This is a genomic window from Shewanella sp. SACH (assembly GCF_001887095.2).
Taxonomy (GTDB): domain Bacteria; phylum Pseudomonadota; class Gammaproteobacteria; order Enterobacterales; family Shewanellaceae; genus Shewanella; species Shewanella baltica.
Genome location: NZ_MPDG02000002.1, coordinates 944,951 through 961,379, shown reverse-complemented (window position 1 = coordinate 961,379; position 16,429 = coordinate 944,951). Strand labels below are relative to the sequence as shown.

The window sequence follows — 16,429 nt, the reverse complement described above, 5'->3', positions numbered from 1 at the left end:
TCTGAATAATTCGATAAACCTAAACTACTGAATAGCTTAAAGCAGGAGACGTGCCAACTTTATAACAATATGATTATATTGGATTTAGGAAAGTTAGCACTAAAAGGTCATTAGCGAAATTCGCTAACTTTTAGTCTGATAGTGCTAATAAAAAAACGATAGGTAAAGCTAGAAAATAGATCGGCCAAGACGCTGACTTAAGTGCTCAAGCATGGCAGTGCCAGCAAGCGAATTGCCATTGCCATCGAGTTCTGGCGACCAAACACAAATCGACAGTTCCCCAGGAATAACGGCAATGATGCCACCACCGACGCCACTTTTACCTGGCATACCAACACGATAGGCAAACTCACCTGCACCATCGTATAGGCCCGAGGTCGCCAACAGGGCATTAAGCTGCCGAGTTTGCACCTGAGAGATAAGCTCAGTCCCCGTTATGCTTTTGCCGCGATTAGCCAAGTACAACATGGCCTTAGACAAGTCAGCACAATTCATCTTTAAGGCGCAGTAATGAAAATACGTGCGCAGCACAGTATCGACATCGCCTTGAAAATTACCAAACGACTTCATCAAATAAGCAATCGCCGCATTGCGCGCACTGTGCTGATATTCGGAGTCGGCCACTTGTTTGTCGAAACTCACTTTATCGTTTTGGCTTAGTTGCCTGACTAACTCGAGCATTCTGTGTTTAGGTGCACCTAAACGACTCTGCAATAAGTCAGCAATCACTAACGCGCCAGCATTGATAAATGGGTTGCGCGGCTTGCCACGTTCTAACTCGACTTGTACTAAAGAGTTGAATGAATGGCCCGAAGGTTCTTTGCCAACTCGGCACCAAATTTCGGCTTCTTCATATAAAGTTAACGCTAAGGTTAAGCTGAAAACTTTGGAGATACTTTGAATCGAAAACGGCTCAAGGTAATCGCCCGCACCTAAGGTTTCACCATCAACAGTTGTAACGGCAATGCCTAATTTTCCAGCATCAACGCTGGCCAGTGCGGGGATGTAATCTGCAACCTTTCCTTGGCCGAGCAAGGGTCGAACTTTCTCGACCACTTCCTCAAGTAATGCCAACTCGGGCATTAACCCCACCAAATGTCGTACAGTTCGCTAACTTCAACCTGAGAAACTTTTTGGTTCGCCCAGAATGCCTTAACTGCAGCAATATCTTCTTCGGTACATTTGCCGATCGTTTGGGTTGCGATAATGCCTTCCCATTCGATGTGACCGCCGCCATGGAAACCTAACTTACGGGTTTCGATCACTTCATCGATGAATTTATCCACAGTTGCATCGATATCGGCTTCTGATACAAATGCATCAAAAGTCCAAGCCATATCAAAACCTAACTCTTGGAATTCATCAACGCGCATTTTCTTACGTAAACGACGGCTACGATTAGTTGCCATAGTGACTTTCCCCGTTGTGTTAAAAAACTAATTAATCAATTGAAATATCTAGATTAAGCGATACGCTCAAACATCAGATCCCATACACCGTGACCCAATCTATGGCCGCGGGCTTCAAACTTTGTCAGTGGGCGATGATCAGGACGTGGCACCACAGTGCCGTCACTCGACTGGTTTTGATAACCAGGAGCCGCTTGCATCACTTCCAACATGTGCTCGCTGTATTCTTCCCAATCGGTTGCCATATGGAACACGCCGCCAATTTTTAGCTTGCGGCGGATCAGTTCAGCAAATTCAGCTTGTACGATACGACGCTTATGATGACGTTTCTTATGCCAAGGATCGGGGAAAAACAATTGCACTCGGGCCAATGAACCGTCGGCAATCGCATGTTCTAATACTTCCATGGCATCATGGTGATACACACGTAAATTAGTCACACCCGCGATGGCGGCATCGCTTAAGCAAGAACCGACACCCGGTTTATGCACTTCAATACCAATAAAATTTTGCTCTGGTGCGTCTTTAGCCATTTGCACTAAAGAGGCGCCCATGCCAAAGCCAATTTCCAGCACAGTATCGGCTTCACGGCCAAAAACGTCGCTCAGAACCAATGGCGTTGGGCTGTAATCTAAGCCCATTGTTGGCCACTGGCTTTCAATAGCTTGGGCTTGGCCTTTCGTTAAGCGACCTTCTCTTAGGACAAAGCTTCTGATCTTACGCAGATACTTGCCTTCTTCATTAAATTCAGCGGTAGTGACTTCGCTCATTTTTGCCTCGTCTAGTGGACAGCACCATCATAAAAGAAGGGCATTATCCAAAGTTCAACATACAGTGCAAGCACTAATGGGGCGAAAGTATACCAAGATTATTTGAGAGTGCGAATTTAGCAGTGATTTTCGGCTTTTTAGCCCTTATCCACTTGTCTTTGAGCTTGTCTAAGAAGATAACTGCCGCTACACTGCGCCGATGAAATCTACAGCCTCCTTCGCTACACGTATCGTCTCTTGGTACGACAATCACGGTCGTAAAACCCTCCCTTGGCAGCAAGATAAAACCCCATATAGCGTATGGGTTTCTGAAATCATGCTGCAACAAACTCAGGTTGCGACTGTTATTCCCTATTACCTTAAATTTATGGCGCGTTTTCCCGATGTGTTAGCACTTGCTAACGCGCCAGATGATGAGGTGTTGCATCATTGGACTGGCCTTGGGTATTACGCTAGGGCGCGTAATCTGCATAAAGCAGCCAAGATGATCCGCGACGATTATAAGGGATTATTTCCAAAGGATTTTGAGCAAGTTCTTGCGCTGCCTGGCATTGGTCGCTCGACAGCAGGCGCGGTATTGTCACTGTCTCTTGGCCAGCATCACCCGATCCTCGACGGTAACGTCAAACGCGTGTTAGCAAGACACGGCGCCATAGCAGGTTGGCCGGGGCAAAAAACGGTCGAAGCGCAGCTTTGGCAGCTAACTGACACCTATACGCCGCAGCAAGATATTCAGAAATATAATCAAGCCATGATGGATATCGGCGCCAGTATTTGCACTCGTAGTAAACCTAACTGCGCCGCTTGCCCTGTGGCGATTGATTGCAAAGCTCAGCTGATTGGCAGACAAACCGATTTCCCCGGCAAGAAGCCTAAAAAAATCATACCGACCAAAGCGGCGTGGATGTTAGTGCTAATGCAAGACAACCAAGTGTTTTTAGCTAAACGTCCGCCAGCGGGAATTTGGGGCGGACTTTGGTGTTTCCCTGAGTTTGCCACCCAAGCCGCACTTGAAACCCACCTCGAAGAGCAAGGGTTTGCTGCGCAGCCTCTCGAATGGCTAACTGGCTTTAGGCACACGTTTAGCCACTTCCATTTAGATATTCAGCCCATGATGCTTAATTTAGATAACACCCACGGCAATAAAGAGAGCGTGGGCGCTGTCATGGAACAAAACCAGTCTCTCTGGTATAACATAAGTCATCCTTCCAAAGTGGGACTCGCCGCCGCCACCGAGCGCGTGCTAGCCAATTTGGGATCACTCGTTCAATCCGCAGTCAGTAAGGAATAATCATGGCGCGTACAGTCAATTGCGTATATTTAAATAAAGAAGCCGACGGCCTAGACTTTCAACTGTATCCAGGTGATTTAGGTAAGCGCATTTTTGATAACATCAGCAAAGAAGCTTGGGGCCTATGGCAAAAAAAGCAAACCATGCTGATTAACGAAAAGAAACTCAACATGATGAATGTTGATGATCGTAAGTTTCTTGAAGAACAAATGACCTCTTTCCTCTTTGAAGGTAAAGAAGTAGAAATTGAAGGTTTTGTGCCTGAAAAAGACCAAGATTAATTCTTGTCGTTAACTTAACGACAAAGCTTACAAAAAAGCGCCTTTCGGCGCTTTTTGTTTATTCATCTCGTGAAGAATAACTGAGCGTTACTTACGCACGCCTTCAACCACAAGATCTAACTCAACATGGCTAGACGCTGGGCCTAAATCCATTTTGATACCGAAATCTTTCATCGCAAACGTGGTTGTGCCAGTAAAACCTGCACGGTAGCCACCCCAAGGATCTTGACCTTCGCCCACTGCATGGGCATTGATCGCTAATGGCTTAGTGACACCATTTAAGGTTAAGTTGCCGTTAATCACTAAGTCGCCATTACCTTTATCTTCAACTGTGGTTGAGGTAAACGTCGCTTGCGCAAACTTACTCGTGTTAAGGAAATCGGCGCTACGAATATGCTTATCACGCTCGGCGTGGTTTGAATCTACACTGAGCGTATTTACAGTCACATTCACTTTAGCCGCAGTGGGTTTAGCCGCGTCATAGCTAAAGTCGCCGCTAAAATCATTAAAGCGACCAACGACATAGCTATAACCTAAGTGGCTCACTTTGAAAGTAATAGAGGCATGTGCTCCTTCACGGTCAATGACATAGTCCGCCGCTGAAGCCGCCATCGGAGCCAATAGAGATGCACCAATCAGTGCGCTTAACAGTTGCTTTTTCATTGTGTTATCCTCGATTAAATTTAATCATTTTGAGTAAAGTTGCGTCTTTATCGATAAAGTGATGCTTTAACGCACCAGCAGCGTGGATCACTACGAGTGCGATTAAGCTATAAGCTGCGTATTGGTGGATATCGCCTGCTATATCAGCTTGGTTTTCAAAAAAAGGTCCAAATCCTGGTAGTTCAAACCAGTCAAACACCATAATTCCACGGCCTTCTGCCGTTGAAATAAGAATGCCGGCACACATGATCACCAGCAGCAATACATAAATAGCTAAATGCGCAATATGAGCAGCCAGCCTCTCCCAAGGCTTATGATTCGCCTCTGGTACGGGCTTAGGATTCACTAAGCGCCACAACAGACGGAATAACGTCACTGCCAAGAGTAAAATCCCGACGCTCTTATGTAGATGTGGCGCTGTCTTGTACCACGCGCTGTAGTAGGTTAACTCCACCATCCACACACCTACCGCAAACAACCCAATGACGACGATCGCACTCAGCCAATGAGTCACAATTGCGGTTATCCCATAAGCCAACTTACTATTTCGAAACATACTGCGACTCCGTATTCGCGTTTTCTTCATGCCATCCATGAAATAATATTCATTATCATAAGTCTAATTTTAAAAACTAAAATCAGTAAAAATCGCTCATATCTTTCTAAATTTTAGAAAGTAAGCCGACAATTAGGATTTATGAGCACAAATCTATAGTAAACATCAGCATCCCCCTGACTTGAAAAATACAGTCAACGAATGAAATTGACCTGAATTCACAGAATAAGAGATAAAAAACAGCCAAGATGCACATTAAACCGCCGAACGAGTTATTAATTAGGAAAAAGCACTTGCAGAGGTGAAACTCACTAGCTAATATAGCCGCACTTCGAACAAGACGGCTCAGCCAGCGAGTTCAAAGTAGTCAACTAAAACTTATTTTAGTTGCCCGAATAGCTCAGTCGGTAGAGCAGAGGATTGAAAATCCTCGTGTCCCTGGTTCGATTCCGGGTTCGGGCACCACAATTTAGCCGGCATAGCTCAGTTGGTAGAGCAACTGACTTGTAATCAGTAGGTCCCGAGTTCGACTCTTGGTGCCGGCACCATATAAACAACGAAGCCACTCAATGAGTGGTTTTTTTGTATCTGAAATTTGAATTAGTTCAAAGCAAAGTGCAACTGACTTACTCTCGATAATTCCAGTAGGCCCCGAGTTCGACTCTTGGTGCCAGCACCATATAAACAACTAAGCCACTCAATGAGTGGTTTTTTGTATCTAAAAATTGAGTTAGTTTAAAGCAAAGTGCAACTGACTTACTCTCGATAATTCCAGTAGGTCCCGAGTTCGACTCTGGTGCCGGCACCATATAACAACGAAGCCACTCAATGAGTGGTTTTTTTGTATCTGAAATCTGTAGTCAATCGCTACTAACTCACGTCAACACCAGCAGTTTATGTGTTACTTATCCTGAAAAGAACTTACTATCGAAACCCGCCTTATCCAAGTACTCGATAAATTGCATAAACAGAGCGTAAATATTCGCCGCATAAAAAAGCCACTCATTGAGTGACTTTGGGCTCTTATACAAACTATCAGATCAAGCAGCTCGCGCTTATTTAATTAGCTCGAGTGGCATAGGCCTATCACCGGCTTGAACTTGATGTTGAACATGGCGCCACCCTTGAGTGAGCTCACTAAGATGTGCTTTTCTCTCGGGGAATTGCGCAGAAAGTTTTTCGATAACATCGATTTGCTTCTTACACAATAATGACCAACGATCTGCATTTGATAAGTACATGGCGTTTTCCTTAACTGAGGGGTTACTTTTCCTTAGCCAGTTAAGTCTAGGCGGGAATGATTTTATTGCCAATTCAAAATTGCGTGTTAGCGCACTGTTAAAACAAGTCACTCAGGAGTATCTTTGACCTATAAACATAAAATAGGAGGCGTTATGACAGCCGATATTTTCAAACTCATTTTTGTCGCTATTGGTATATTTCTCGTTTACAAACTGATATTTGGTGGCAAGAAAGGTCTGACTATTTTTGAAATGCATTTTAAAGATGGTCGCATGACTCTGCATAAGGGCAAGATCCCCGAACGATTCGAGCGGGAATGTCGCCACATTGCTAAAGCAGAAAAACTGACGTGTACTGTTAGGGCTGAAAAATCTGGAGATGTACGCTTACATATTTCTGCCAACGTGAGTGACAATGTGAAGCAAAGGATACGTAATCTGTTTCCGTTTGAATATTATGACAAAAAGTCGATAGATAACAGTCGTCAAGCAGGCTAGTTCTTCGCCTTTCCCCTAGCAACCTCAATACTTAACCCTCAATGCTTGTTGAAGGTTAAGTATTGAGGTTGCAGCGAGTCCCTAACCCACTCTTCTTATTTAAACTTAACCGGATACCAAGGTTTTAAAAAATCGGATTCTAAACGACCATCTTCCCTCGCATCTCGAATACGGCGTTCATTATCTTGCACCATAGGATCGCTGGCTGGTTGATAGGGATCGGCTTTTGTCTCAGCTTGTTCCTCAAACATAACATCAAAGGATGAACAAGCAGTTAACGATAAACTCAACAAGGCACCCCATAGAACTAAGTGTTTTTTAATCATTTATCTATACCAACTTAAACTCGGAATAATTAAAATAATAAACAATGAGTTACACCAACATGACTATTATATTTATCACTTTATGCCGCTAGCAAAAAATGCCTAGCTGCCACTTTGGTTTGAGCTGAATACTTTAGTGCAGACAAAAGGTGATTATTAGCCAAGCTATACTGTTTAACTCAAGTTAAGTCTCAATAAAAATTTAGGCCTTAATGAACATGTAAGCCATAATAGGCCTAGTTAATCCAAGACAAGCTGAGATAAATGTAATTAAGCTTAGCTAAGCCAACCTAGGCAAAAATTGGCTCATGTTATTTTTGGATCACTAAAGTCACCTGGGCGACTGTGATACCAAACTTAATAATATCGCTCTGATTTATAATGGTATTGTCATTCACTAAGAACATCCAATCGTCGAAATGAACTTGGTATTCATCGCCATCCACGGGTAATAACATATCGTATTTCCAACGTAGCGCACTACCGCTGGATTGACCATCGGCGGTGCCGATAATGTCACCTGCAGTTCCCGAGTATCGCCCTTCCCCTAGCGCTTTAATGCGCCACACACGAGTTTGAGTTTCGCCATCATCATAAACAAACCATTCATTGATGACGCCCTCGCTTCCCTGCCAACTGGCTTCCATAGTGACATTGAATTTGCGGATCACTTTGCCACTAAAATCATGCACTATTCCAGACGCTTTTAATGGCCCATTAAAGAATGATTCCAACACCAGTGTAGGATGAGTATCTTTATAATCCGTCACTTCCACCGATGAGCAACTCGATAGCAGACCTATCATTATTAGGCCTAACAATAACTTTTGACCGATAAGTCGTGTTAACAATCGCATGGTTTTTCTCCGAGTAATTGCGCCCGTAAACTCGGACGGCTAGTGTCTTTCGATAACCAAATCGCTAAAAATGCCTCAGCAAAATTAGCATCGTGGATAATGTCGAGTGGTTGATGATTAAAGAAAAACTGACTCGTTTGCCCATCCATAACCTTAAAACTTAAATGGTCGCCCTGCTTCACATCGGGCCAAGTGGCGGTTAATAAACTCAACCAACGCTGGATATCATTTTCGGCAAACGCTAGATGCTGCCATTGATCCTTGGTCGCTTCTAACAGATCTTCAGACTCTATATCTCGATAATATTCAATATCTAGTAGTAGAGGATATTGCCCCTGTTGATAACGGCCATTTACCGTCATCAGTCTCGCCTTATACAAACTAAACCACAGCCAATCCATTTCTCCGCGCCCTACTTCCTGAAAAGTCTGCGTCACATCGGCGGCATCATTCAGCTCGATAGTAATGTTTTCAAAATCTGGCGTTTTCGCCTCTAATGCTTTTAGAGGTGCGGTCAATAAACTGAGCGCCAATAAACTTAAGCAGCTTGAATTCAAAAATGAAAAACCAAGATTTGAGCTGCGATTACGAACTGACGACATAGGATCCCCTTTGACTGCATGATGTCTTACAACACGTATTGACTAAAAAATGACTTAACCGGACTCAATTCCTAGATTTCAATAATTAACGTCCAAATACAGTAAAAGAGCGAGCCTTAGTGCTTCGATTAAATCCATAGGGATTAGCAAGTTGGATTAAAAATGGCAGCAAGACTAGCCAAACAAAAAATAACACCACAGCAGAAATGACATTGCCGTAGGGCAAAGTCACCGCATTAAACTGCGCGCCCGCGACATAGCTTAACGTGCCAAATATTCCTCCGAGTAACGCCTGCAATATCAGCGGTAAGGGTCGCATAAACGCTAAGCTATGATTTAAACTCAAGCCAAAGTGCAGCCATAAACAGCCAAGCCACCAAGGGAAGGCTGCAAACTCGAACAGGCCTAAAACCGACAGCACAGTGTCAATGCCGATCCCTAGGGCTGCAACCTTGAGAATTAATCGTAAATCCACTTGGCGATATTGGCCCTTACCCGACGAGGACAACAGGATAAAGTGAAGCAATAATAAAGGTATAGTTAGCAGCAGTGACAAGTTAAGCCAAAGCACACTAGACCACCACACAGCCTGAAAACTCAGGGCGTTATAGAGAATAAAACCCTGATGTTTAGGCAGATGCCGAGAGTTAGCTAACATTGACTTCATCTTTGCCTCACTTTTATCTTGCTACAACTACAGCGACAATTTCATTTGAACGGATGCACCTAAACAGACTACTCTCAACGGCTAATCTAACCGGATTGCCGCAGGAACAGCCTAGCTAGGCTGACTATTGCCTAGAACGCGATAGTCCGGACGTACGGCAACTAAATGCACTGTGCTTGTGGTGCGTTCTAAAAATCCACCTTCGCAATAACTTAGGTAAAATTTCCACATGCGGATAAAATCTTCGCCATAACCTAAGGTTTGGATTTCACCCACGGCATGATCAAAATTCTCATGCCAATGCCTCAGCGTTTTAGCGTAATCGAGCCCCATATCATTGAGCGACCAGACCACCATATCCGTCTGTTTGGCAATATGACCGACCATTTGACTAACAGAAGGTAAACAGCCACCGGGGAAAATATAGCGCTGAATAAAATCCACACTTTTGCGATAACTGTCGTAACGTTGATCGGCAATCGTTATCGCCTGAAGCAGCATACGCCCATGGGGCTTTAACAGTGATTCCAGCTTTTTAAAGAAACCCGGTAAATATTCATGCCCTACCGCTTCAATCATTTCGATAGAAACAACCCTGTCGTATTCCCCCGTCAGATTGCGATAATCCTCGGTCAGCAGTGTCACTTTATCGCTCAGGCCTTCGCTTTCAACGCGCGCTTTGGCATAGGCGTATTGCGCATCTGAAATCGTCGTCGTTGTCACGTGCACGCCATAGTACTTGGCCGCATAAATAGCCAGTGCGCCCCAGCCAGTACCAATCTCAAGCAAGGTTTGACCGGGCTGTAAATCGAGTCGTTCGCAGATAGTCATCAGCTTAAACAGCTGTGCTTCCTGCAAACTGGCTTCCTCATGGGGATAAAGCGCACTCGAGTACAACATTTCACGGTCGAGGAACTGCTCGTACATGGCATTACCCAAATCGTAGTGGGCCAGAATGTTGCGCTTTGAGCCCTCCTGCGAGTTACGATTCAGCACATGCTTAACACGGTTTATCGTGCCGGTTAACCAAGAAAACTTAGCTTCAATCCTATCGAGCAAGGCTAAATTGCGGGCAAACAGTTGCACGACTTTGGTGAGATCTGGGCTTGTCCAATGGCCTTGAATATAACCTTCTCCCGCACCAATGGAGCCTGAAAGCATTATTTGACGATAAAAACTGGGGTGTTTAACCACAAGCGTGGCATGTAAATCGGTATGACTCTCACCAAAACGATAGCTCTTGTCACCTTCAACTAAGGTCAAGCAACCGTGGGGCAGACTTTCCAGCGCCTTGAGCAAGACTTTACGCGCAATACTGTCGGGCAGTTTCCCTGTGGCGACTGAGGTTTGCGAAGCAGTATTTTCCATGTTATTTCTCCATCTGAGCTGGATGCGGCACAAAGGGCACACGTTTGAAAAAGAGTTTCAGCGCTTGCCAATAAATCCCGAAGAAGATCTTGAGAGTCATAAAAGGAAAGCGAAATAAAAGCGTCCGTAAATTGGCCGCTGTGATCGGTTGGCGTTTCATCATTAGATTGGCATTAAACAGTTTTTTACCATTCCCTTGCATCGACTTGTTTTCAATACCAATATTTAAGTCTTCACTCGGCGCAGCCACATGCCAGAGATAACGCATATCGAGGGTCATAAAGGGGGAAACGTGGAACACTTTGTCAGAAGGTTTGGGCGCGGCTACATCCACTAAATAGCAATGGCGTTGATCCCAAGGCGTGTTACTCACCTCGGCCAACATGTATAAAGGCGTTTTATCTTGATAACAAAAGTAGAAATTTACTGGGCTGAAATACACGCCAAAATGACGGATCTGACCTACAAACAAAACTCGGTCGCACAGCTTATCTGCACCTAACTCAGCCACTTGCGCTAACACTCGACTCTTAAGTGCCGCGGCGCTCGGATCGGCAACTGCCACTTCACCACTGTTATTGGATTTGGTCGTAAAAGAAGTTAAATAGTCTTTCGGATTAAATCTCAGTAAAGCGCGGCGCTGACTGGCAAAAACTCGCCCCATGGCACTGATCTTATCGACTTCATCTAAGTCAATCGCCAGCAGCGCCATTGCATAACTAAAGCTATGTTTAATCGGCGTAAAACGGCTGTGGGATACAGTGCCATAATAAATGCCGCTATTTAGCTCTGTCATATTTAGATCGGTCATAGGCTGACACCAAAATGGGCACACACATCCAGTGCACTGCGAACACCATCTTCATGGAAACCATTGTGCCAATAGGCTCCAGCAAAATGGGTATGATTTTGACCCGATATTTCCTCACGGCGGCCCTGCGCCTTAAGGCTGGCTTCGTTAAACACTGGGTGGGCATAATTGAAGCGGCGTATCACTTTCGCCTCATCAATCAACTCTGACTGATTCAAAGTGACACAAAACGTCGGTGCATTGGCTGGTAACTGTTGCAGTATGTTCATGTTGTAAGTCACTGACGCTGGGCGTTTTAGATTGCCATCTAACCGATAGTTCCAACTCGCCCAGGCCGCTTTTCGCTTAGGCAAGATGCGCGTATCCATGTGCAGCACCACATCGTTATTCTGGTAGCTGAGATCGCCTAAAATGGCGAGTTCTGTGGGCGTGGGATCGTTTAACATCCGCAGTGCTTGGTCGCTATGACAGGCCAAAATCACCTCGTCAAACTCCAACCATTCACCGTTAACCTCTAGCTTCACCCCATTGCCATGACGTTCAATACCTGTCACGGGGGAGTTAAGGCGAATATTGTCTTTAAAGGGCGCAATAAGATCAGGAATATAGCTCCGCGAGCCGCCCTTTAGCACATACCACTGGGGCCTATCACTGACATTTAATAAACCATGGTGCTGGAAGAAACGAATAAAAAACTTCAACGAAAACGCACGCATATCTTCTATGCTCGAAGACCAAATTGCCGCGCCCATGGGTAAAATATAATGCTCGGCAAAAAAGCGCGAAAAATTTTCACTGTCTAAATAATCACCTAAATTGCCTTCAGGGTAAATATCCTTTTGATAGAGTGCCTTACAGCCTTTATTAAAACGCAGAATTTCTTTTAAAAAGGCCCAAAAGCGCGGATTCAGCAGGTTACGCTTTTGGGCAAACAAACTCCCTAAATTGTGGCCGTTATATTCAAGCCCTGTCAGCGCATTATGGACACTGAAACTCATCTCAGTCGGTAATATGGTCACGTTAAGGCGAGCCAATAAACGCTCAAATCGTGGATAGGTTCTGTCATTAAACACGATAAAACCTGTGTCTATAGCGTAGGTTTGGCCTTGGTGCTCCACATCGACTGTCGCCGTGTGGCCGCCGATATAGTCATTGGCCTCAAACACTGTGACCTTGTGCGACTCGCTTAATAGATGGCCGCAGGTTAATCCAGAAATGCCGGTGCCGACGATGGCGATATTTTTCATAAACTCTTGTCCTTAAGCGGCTTGGCTTGAGTATCGTTTGCAATCATTTTTTGCCACACAAAGGCAGGTAAAAACGACATCAATTTCAATAGATAAGTAAAGCGTCGCGGAAAATGGATCTCGCGCTTACCACCTTTCAGCCCATTGCGGATCGCCTTAGAAGCGGTTTGTACACTCACTTGCATTGGCATAGAAAAATCATTTTTTGCGGTCAGTGGCGTCGCCACAAAACCAGGGCAAATCAAGCTCACACCTATGTCATTCTTAGCAAGATCAAGCGAGAGACTCGAAGCGAGATACTGCACGCCAGCTTTAGAGGCGCCGTAGGCTTCAGCGCGAGGGAAAGGTAAATAAATAGCGCTGGAACTCATTAAGCCAATACGTGAACCCCTTGGCATTAAAGGTAAAAATGCGCTGAGACAATATCCCATCGCAATTAAATTGGTATGGACGACTCGCTCGAATAACACATCATCGAAGGCCTTAGCATCGTCTATATACTCACAACTGCCCGCGTTCAAAACCACCAAATCGAGCTGACAATCGGTTTTCGCCAACAGCTCGGCTAAATCTTGGCCAGCTTGTTGAACTTGGTCGCGCTGGGATATATCAAAAATTAACAGCGTGGCACCTACGAGTTCATTCAAGGCTAACGCATCTAATCTTTCTTGGGAGCGGCCACAGGCAATGACGTGCCAACCTAAGGCTAAATAATCCTGCGCCAGTTGCAGCCCAATGCCTGAGCTTGCACCTGTAATAAGCACGGTATTAATTTTCAATGGCTTAACAACGTCCATTACTTAGCCGCCCTGTCTTTAAGCAAGCGGATAAGCCCGCCCATGCAAGGTAAATGCTCATACAACATTTGTCCTAAGTCGAAGTAATCCCTGTGAAAATAAATCTTGTCGTTGAATTTAAGTTGGCTCATGCCATCAACACGGATAAGTTCGCCTTTATTCAATTTAGGGTGGCTATATTCCATCTGCCAAAACAGCGCGGCTTGATTCGCATCCTGCTGTACTTCTTTGATCTCAAACTGAATATGCTTAACATTCTTATATAACTTCGCGAAGTACTGAGTTAACGACTCTAGCCCTGTGATTTGATGCATAGGATCGGTAAAGCTAATACTGTCGTCGTAAACTTGGCCCAACAGGTGCAAGTTATCTTTATTCAAGGCTTGATAAAGCTGAATAAAATCATCAACAAGCGTATTAGTCTCAGTCGTCGCTTGGTTTGTCATCTGGTTATTGCTCCTGATCCTATTTATTGGGCCGCGGCCTTTTTCAATACGCCTAGTACGGTTAACGCCCTTGCTCTTGCTGCACTATGCTCGACAATCGCACTCGGATAAGCCGCTTTAGTGTTAAATAACGGCTGTTCAAACAAGGACGGTGTCTGCGCTGTACTGGGTTGATGTAATTGCTTAATTCCCCAAGATGCGAGCTCTGGTAAGTACTTACGGATAAAGCTGCCATCTGGATCAAACTTTTCACTCTGGCTCATAGGATTAAAAATGCGAAAATAAGGCTGGGCATCACAGCCACAACCTGCGGACCACTGCCAGCCGCCATTATTTGCAGCCAAGTCACCATCGATAAGCTTTTGGCGAAAATAGCGCTCGCCCCAACGCCAATCAATCAGTAGATGTTTAGTTAGGAAACTCGCCACCACCATACGCAAACGGTTGTGCATCCAACCCGTTTGATTGAGCTGACGCATTGCCGCATCAACAATCGGATAGCCAGTACGACCTTCACACCAAGCGGCAAACTCCTGCGGATTGTTTCGCCACTGCACATGGTCGGCTTGTCGATTGAAATTATGATTTTTAGATAAGTCAGGAAATGCCACCAGCAAATGACGATAGAATTCACGCCAGATCAACTCATTTAACCAAGTACGGGCTGGACTAGTATCGTCGACAATCACCTCGGGGAAGTCATGCAGCAACGCGGCAACGCATTGTCTTGGGCTAATGACGCCAATGGCCAGATAAGGTGAAATTGAACTGGTGCCATCGATGGCGGGAAAATCCCTATCTTGCTTATAATCCTGCACTTTCTGCTGAATAAAGGCCGAGAGCAAACGCTTTGCCTGCCCTTCTCCCGCAGCCCAAAGTTCACTCGATACTTTAGTGACATTGTTAAACAAATGTGGCTTTGGCTCGGTCAACACAGGTCCAAGCGGCGCCGGAACTGGAAGCGGCAAAATGGCATGGCGAGCGGCAATTTCTCGCCACTTACGGCTAAAAGGGGTGAAAACCTTATACATGTCGCCGGACAAGTTCAGCACTGTGCCCGGCTTAAGCAAACAATGCTCATCGGTTAATACCAGAGGAATACCCGCCTGAATACAGGCTTGGTCACGCTGTTGCTCGTTAATCTCAGGCTCACTGCCGGCAAACACGCGGCTAATACCTTGCTGCTGGCAGTAATCACGGATAAACGCTGGCACATCGGCAAAGGTATCTAACTGAATTAATTCGAATATAATCCCCAAACTCGCCAGCCCTTGGGCAAGTAAATTAATATGACGTTCGATAAAATCCAACTGAATGGGCGCCACATCATGGCGTTGCCACTGGGTTGGCGTAGCGATATAAATCGCCTTAAGTGCCACGCCATTCTCCCGAGCCCAATCGCAAGCAGCGGTTAGCGCCTGATTATCGGCGAGGCGTAAATCTTGGCGAAACCACATCAATGCATTATTGCCCTGCACTTTTATTGACATTGAATCTATTGGCATTGAATCGTTAACTGATGTCATTGTTTTCTCCACTATTGCCCTGCTCGCTTTGACTCACGCCAATACTTTTCCCTTTGCCTTTGTGACTTCTGTTGACCTTCCCCACTGAGCGAGACGGCATTTGTCCAATAAAGTCAGTCATCGAAGGCGCCCAGAAAGCCGATAAGGAAGTCAACGTCGGTACAAAGGGGCCAACAAATCGGCAGGGGAAACTCATTTGTGCCAATACAGTGAGCATTTCAGTCTGCTCAGACCCCGAATGATTTGGATCAGGGATCAGCAAAAGTGCATCGACGTTAAGCCTACCCTGCAGCAGCGGTAAACTACCTATGGCCTGCTCGCCAAGGTCGATAACCGATACTCGAAGCGACGCTAACTCGAGCGATAAGAGCTGAGAAAACAAGCTTTTAGTACGGGAAGAATTAGGCGGAGTGGACGCGCCGCGGGATAACTGCACCACAGCCATTCGCGCCGCAATGGCCTGTCCGGTAAAGGCATAACGCCCACCAACTCGGCTGAGTAATTCACTTTTTAACCAAGCGAGAATTAACTCGGCATCGAGCCGCTCATCCACTAAGTCTTCGAGTTGATTAAGCCAAGGTTGCAGTAACTTTTCTTTCACTAATTGAAACGGATATAAGCCAAATGCATCGTCTAATATCTGCTGCAATTTATGCTGATTGAAGTCGAACAATGCTGCATTCAGCGCAATAATTTGCTCGCCCCACAGATCGACAACTTGGGATTCAATCATTTCACTTGATAATTTGGCGGCACTCATCAGCAAAGGTTTAACCTTGCTGATCGCAACACCTTTAGCTAACCATGTATTAATCTCGTGGATTTCTTGGATATTTTTACTCGTATATAATCTGTGTCCCTTGGGCGTGCGCGCAGGGATCACTAAACCAAAACGGCGCTGCCATGCCCTTAAGGTCACAGCATTCACGCCCGTTAAGGCCGACACTTCACCAATGGGGAGTAATACTCCATCATTGGGCTCATCGTTGGTTATGGACTGGGTATCTTGTTTCATATATCAGTAATAACTCACTAAATTCAAAGCTAAAAACTACTCAGTACGGCAAAAAAAT

20 protein-coding genes and 2 tRNA genes are annotated in these 16,429 nt (G+C 45.2%); 5 read left to right on the top strand and 17 right to left on the bottom strand.

What is annotated here, in order from left to right; genetic code table 11:
- Nucleotides 1-168: 168 nt before the first annotated feature.
- The 3 genes from glsB to trmB are packed head-to-tail and all read right to left on the bottom strand — an operon-like array spanning nucleotide 169 to nucleotide 2,179.
- On the bottom strand, nucleotides 169-1,083 hold the full coding sequence (gene glsB, locus BM607_RS12135; RefSeq protein ID WP_071938289.1) for a glutaminase B: 915 nt from the start codon (nucleotides 1,081-1,083) through the stop codon (nucleotides 169-171).
- Nucleotides 1,083-1,409: a YggL family protein gene (locus tag BM607_RS12130; protein ID WP_071938290.1), complete on the bottom strand. Its 327-nt coding sequence runs from the start codon at nucleotides 1,407-1,409 to the stop codon at nucleotides 1,083-1,085. The genes glsB and BM607_RS12130 overlap by 1 nt, the downstream gene beginning before the upstream one ends.
- Before the next feature lie 53 nt (nucleotides 1,410-1,462).
- Entirely contained in the window at nucleotides 1,463-2,179 is a 717-nt protein-coding gene (gene trmB, locus BM607_RS12125; protein ID WP_011847376.1) for a tRNA (guanosine(46)-N7)-methyltransferase TrmB, read from the bottom strand.
- A 199-nt stretch (nucleotides 2,180-2,378) separates the two neighbouring features.
- On the opposite strand from trmB, the gene mutY reads away from it, so the two are divergent.
- Nucleotides 2,379-3,470: an A/G-specific adenine glycosylase gene (gene mutY, locus BM607_RS12120; protein ID WP_071938291.1), complete on the top strand. Its 1,092-nt coding sequence runs from the start codon at nucleotides 2,379-2,381 to the stop codon at nucleotides 3,468-3,470.
- A gap of 2 nt (nucleotides 3,471-3,472) precedes the next feature.
- A complete protein-coding gene (locus BM607_RS12115; protein WP_006082532.1) occupies nucleotides 3,473-3,751 on the top strand; it encodes an oxidative damage protection protein in 279 nt (92 codons plus the stop codon).
- Between the two features lie 87 nt (nucleotides 3,752-3,838).
- On the opposite strand, the gene BM607_RS12110 is transcribed toward BM607_RS12115, so the two are convergent.
- Nucleotides 3,839-4,414: a YceI family protein gene (locus BM607_RS12110; RefSeq protein WP_006082533.1), complete on the bottom strand. Its 576-nt coding sequence runs from the start codon at nucleotides 4,412-4,414 to the stop codon at nucleotides 3,839-3,841.
- Nucleotides 4,415-4,418: 4 nt separating this feature from the next.
- A complete protein-coding gene (locus BM607_RS12105; RefSeq protein WP_006082534.1) occupies nucleotides 4,419-4,970 on the bottom strand; it encodes a cytochrome b in 552 nt (183 codons plus the stop codon).
- A gap of 389 nt (nucleotides 4,971-5,359) precedes the next feature.
- Here BM607_RS12105 and BM607_RS12100 point away from each other — a divergent pair.
- A tRNA-Phe gene (locus tag BM607_RS12100) sits at nucleotides 5,360-5,435 on the top strand.
- A 7-nt stretch (nucleotides 5,436-5,442) separates the two neighbouring features.
- Nucleotides 5,443-5,518: transfer RNA gene (locus BM607_RS12095), tRNA-Thr, on the top strand.
- A gap of 507 nt (nucleotides 5,519-6,025) precedes the next feature.
- Here the strand turns inward: BM607_RS12095 and BM607_RS12090 are convergent.
- Nucleotides 6,026-6,211, bottom strand: a complete 186-nt coding sequence (locus BM607_RS12090; RefSeq protein ID WP_006082535.1) for a hypothetical protein — start codon at nucleotides 6,209-6,211, stop codon at nucleotides 6,026-6,028.
- 153 nt (nucleotides 6,212-6,364) lie between these two features.
- On the opposite strand from BM607_RS12090, the gene BM607_RS12085 reads away from it, so the two are divergent.
- A complete protein-coding gene (locus BM607_RS12085) occupies nucleotides 6,365-6,709 on the top strand; it encodes a DUF3634 family protein (RefSeq protein WP_071938292.1) in 345 nt (114 codons plus the stop codon).
- A gap of 95 nt (nucleotides 6,710-6,804) precedes the next feature.
- On the opposite strand, the gene BM607_RS12080 is transcribed toward BM607_RS12085, so the two are convergent.
- From BM607_RS12080 to BM607_RS12030, 11 genes are all read right to left on the bottom strand, one after another.
- On the bottom strand, nucleotides 6,805-7,035 hold the full coding sequence (locus tag BM607_RS12080; RefSeq protein WP_071938293.1) for a hypothetical protein: 231 nt from the start codon (nucleotides 7,033-7,035) through the stop codon (nucleotides 6,805-6,807).
- Nucleotides 7,036-7,346: 311 nt separating this feature from the next.
- Nucleotides 7,347-7,892, bottom strand: coding sequence for a DUF3833 domain-containing protein (locus tag BM607_RS12075; protein ID WP_071938294.1), 546 nt, complete (start codon nucleotides 7,890-7,892; stop codon nucleotides 7,347-7,349).
- The gene (locus BM607_RS12070; protein ID WP_012587154.1) at nucleotides 7,880-8,494 is read right to left on the bottom strand and encodes a chalcone isomerase family protein; all 615 of its coding nucleotides are present in this window, start codon (nucleotides 8,492-8,494) and stop codon (nucleotides 7,880-7,882) included. The genes BM607_RS12075 and BM607_RS12070 overlap by 13 nt, the downstream gene beginning before the upstream one ends.
- A gap of 85 nt (nucleotides 8,495-8,579) precedes the next feature.
- Nucleotides 8,580-9,161, bottom strand: coding sequence for a DUF2878 domain-containing protein (locus tag BM607_RS12065; protein WP_071938295.1), 582 nt, complete (start codon nucleotides 9,159-9,161; stop codon nucleotides 8,580-8,582).
- A 111-nt stretch (nucleotides 9,162-9,272) separates the two neighbouring features.
- On the bottom strand, nucleotides 9,273-10,529 hold the full coding sequence (locus BM607_RS12060; protein ID WP_071938296.1) for a cyclopropane-fatty-acyl-phospholipid synthase family protein: 1,257 nt from the start codon (nucleotides 10,527-10,529) through the stop codon (nucleotides 9,273-9,275).
- 1 nt (nucleotide 10,530) lies between these two features.
- Entirely contained in the window at nucleotides 10,531-11,340 is an 810-nt protein-coding gene (locus BM607_RS12055; protein WP_071938297.1) for a DUF1365 domain-containing protein, read from the bottom strand.
- Nucleotides 11,337-12,587 carry an FAD-dependent oxidoreductase gene (locus BM607_RS12050; RefSeq protein ID WP_071938298.1) on the bottom strand — a complete coding sequence of 417 codons (1,251 nt, stop codon included), beginning with the start codon at nucleotides 12,585-12,587 and terminating at the stop codon, nucleotides 11,337-11,339. The genes BM607_RS12055 and BM607_RS12050 overlap by 4 nt, the downstream gene beginning before the upstream one ends.
- On the bottom strand, nucleotides 12,584-13,384 hold the full coding sequence (locus BM607_RS12045; protein ID WP_071938299.1) for an SDR family NAD(P)-dependent oxidoreductase: 801 nt from the start codon (nucleotides 13,382-13,384) through the stop codon (nucleotides 12,584-12,586). The genes BM607_RS12050 and BM607_RS12045 overlap by 4 nt, the downstream gene beginning before the upstream one ends.
- On the bottom strand, nucleotides 13,384-13,830 hold the full coding sequence (locus BM607_RS12040) for a nuclear transport factor 2 family protein (protein WP_063884576.1): 447 nt from the start codon (nucleotides 13,828-13,830) through the stop codon (nucleotides 13,384-13,386). Before BM607_RS12040 ends, BM607_RS12045 begins: the two co-directional genes overlap by 1 nt.
- 23 nt (nucleotides 13,831-13,853) lie before the next feature.
- The gene (gene phrB, locus BM607_RS12035) at nucleotides 13,854-15,356 is read right to left on the bottom strand and encodes a deoxyribodipyrimidine photo-lyase (RefSeq protein WP_071938300.1); all 1,503 of its coding nucleotides are present in this window, start codon (nucleotides 15,354-15,356) and stop codon (nucleotides 13,854-13,856) included.
- Nucleotides 15,343-16,371: a MerR family transcriptional regulator gene (locus tag BM607_RS12030; protein ID WP_071938301.1), complete on the bottom strand. Its 1,029-nt coding sequence runs from the start codon at nucleotides 16,369-16,371 to the stop codon at nucleotides 15,343-15,345. The genes phrB and BM607_RS12030 overlap by 14 nt, the downstream gene beginning before the upstream one ends.
- Nucleotides 16,372-16,429 lie beyond the last annotated feature (58 nt).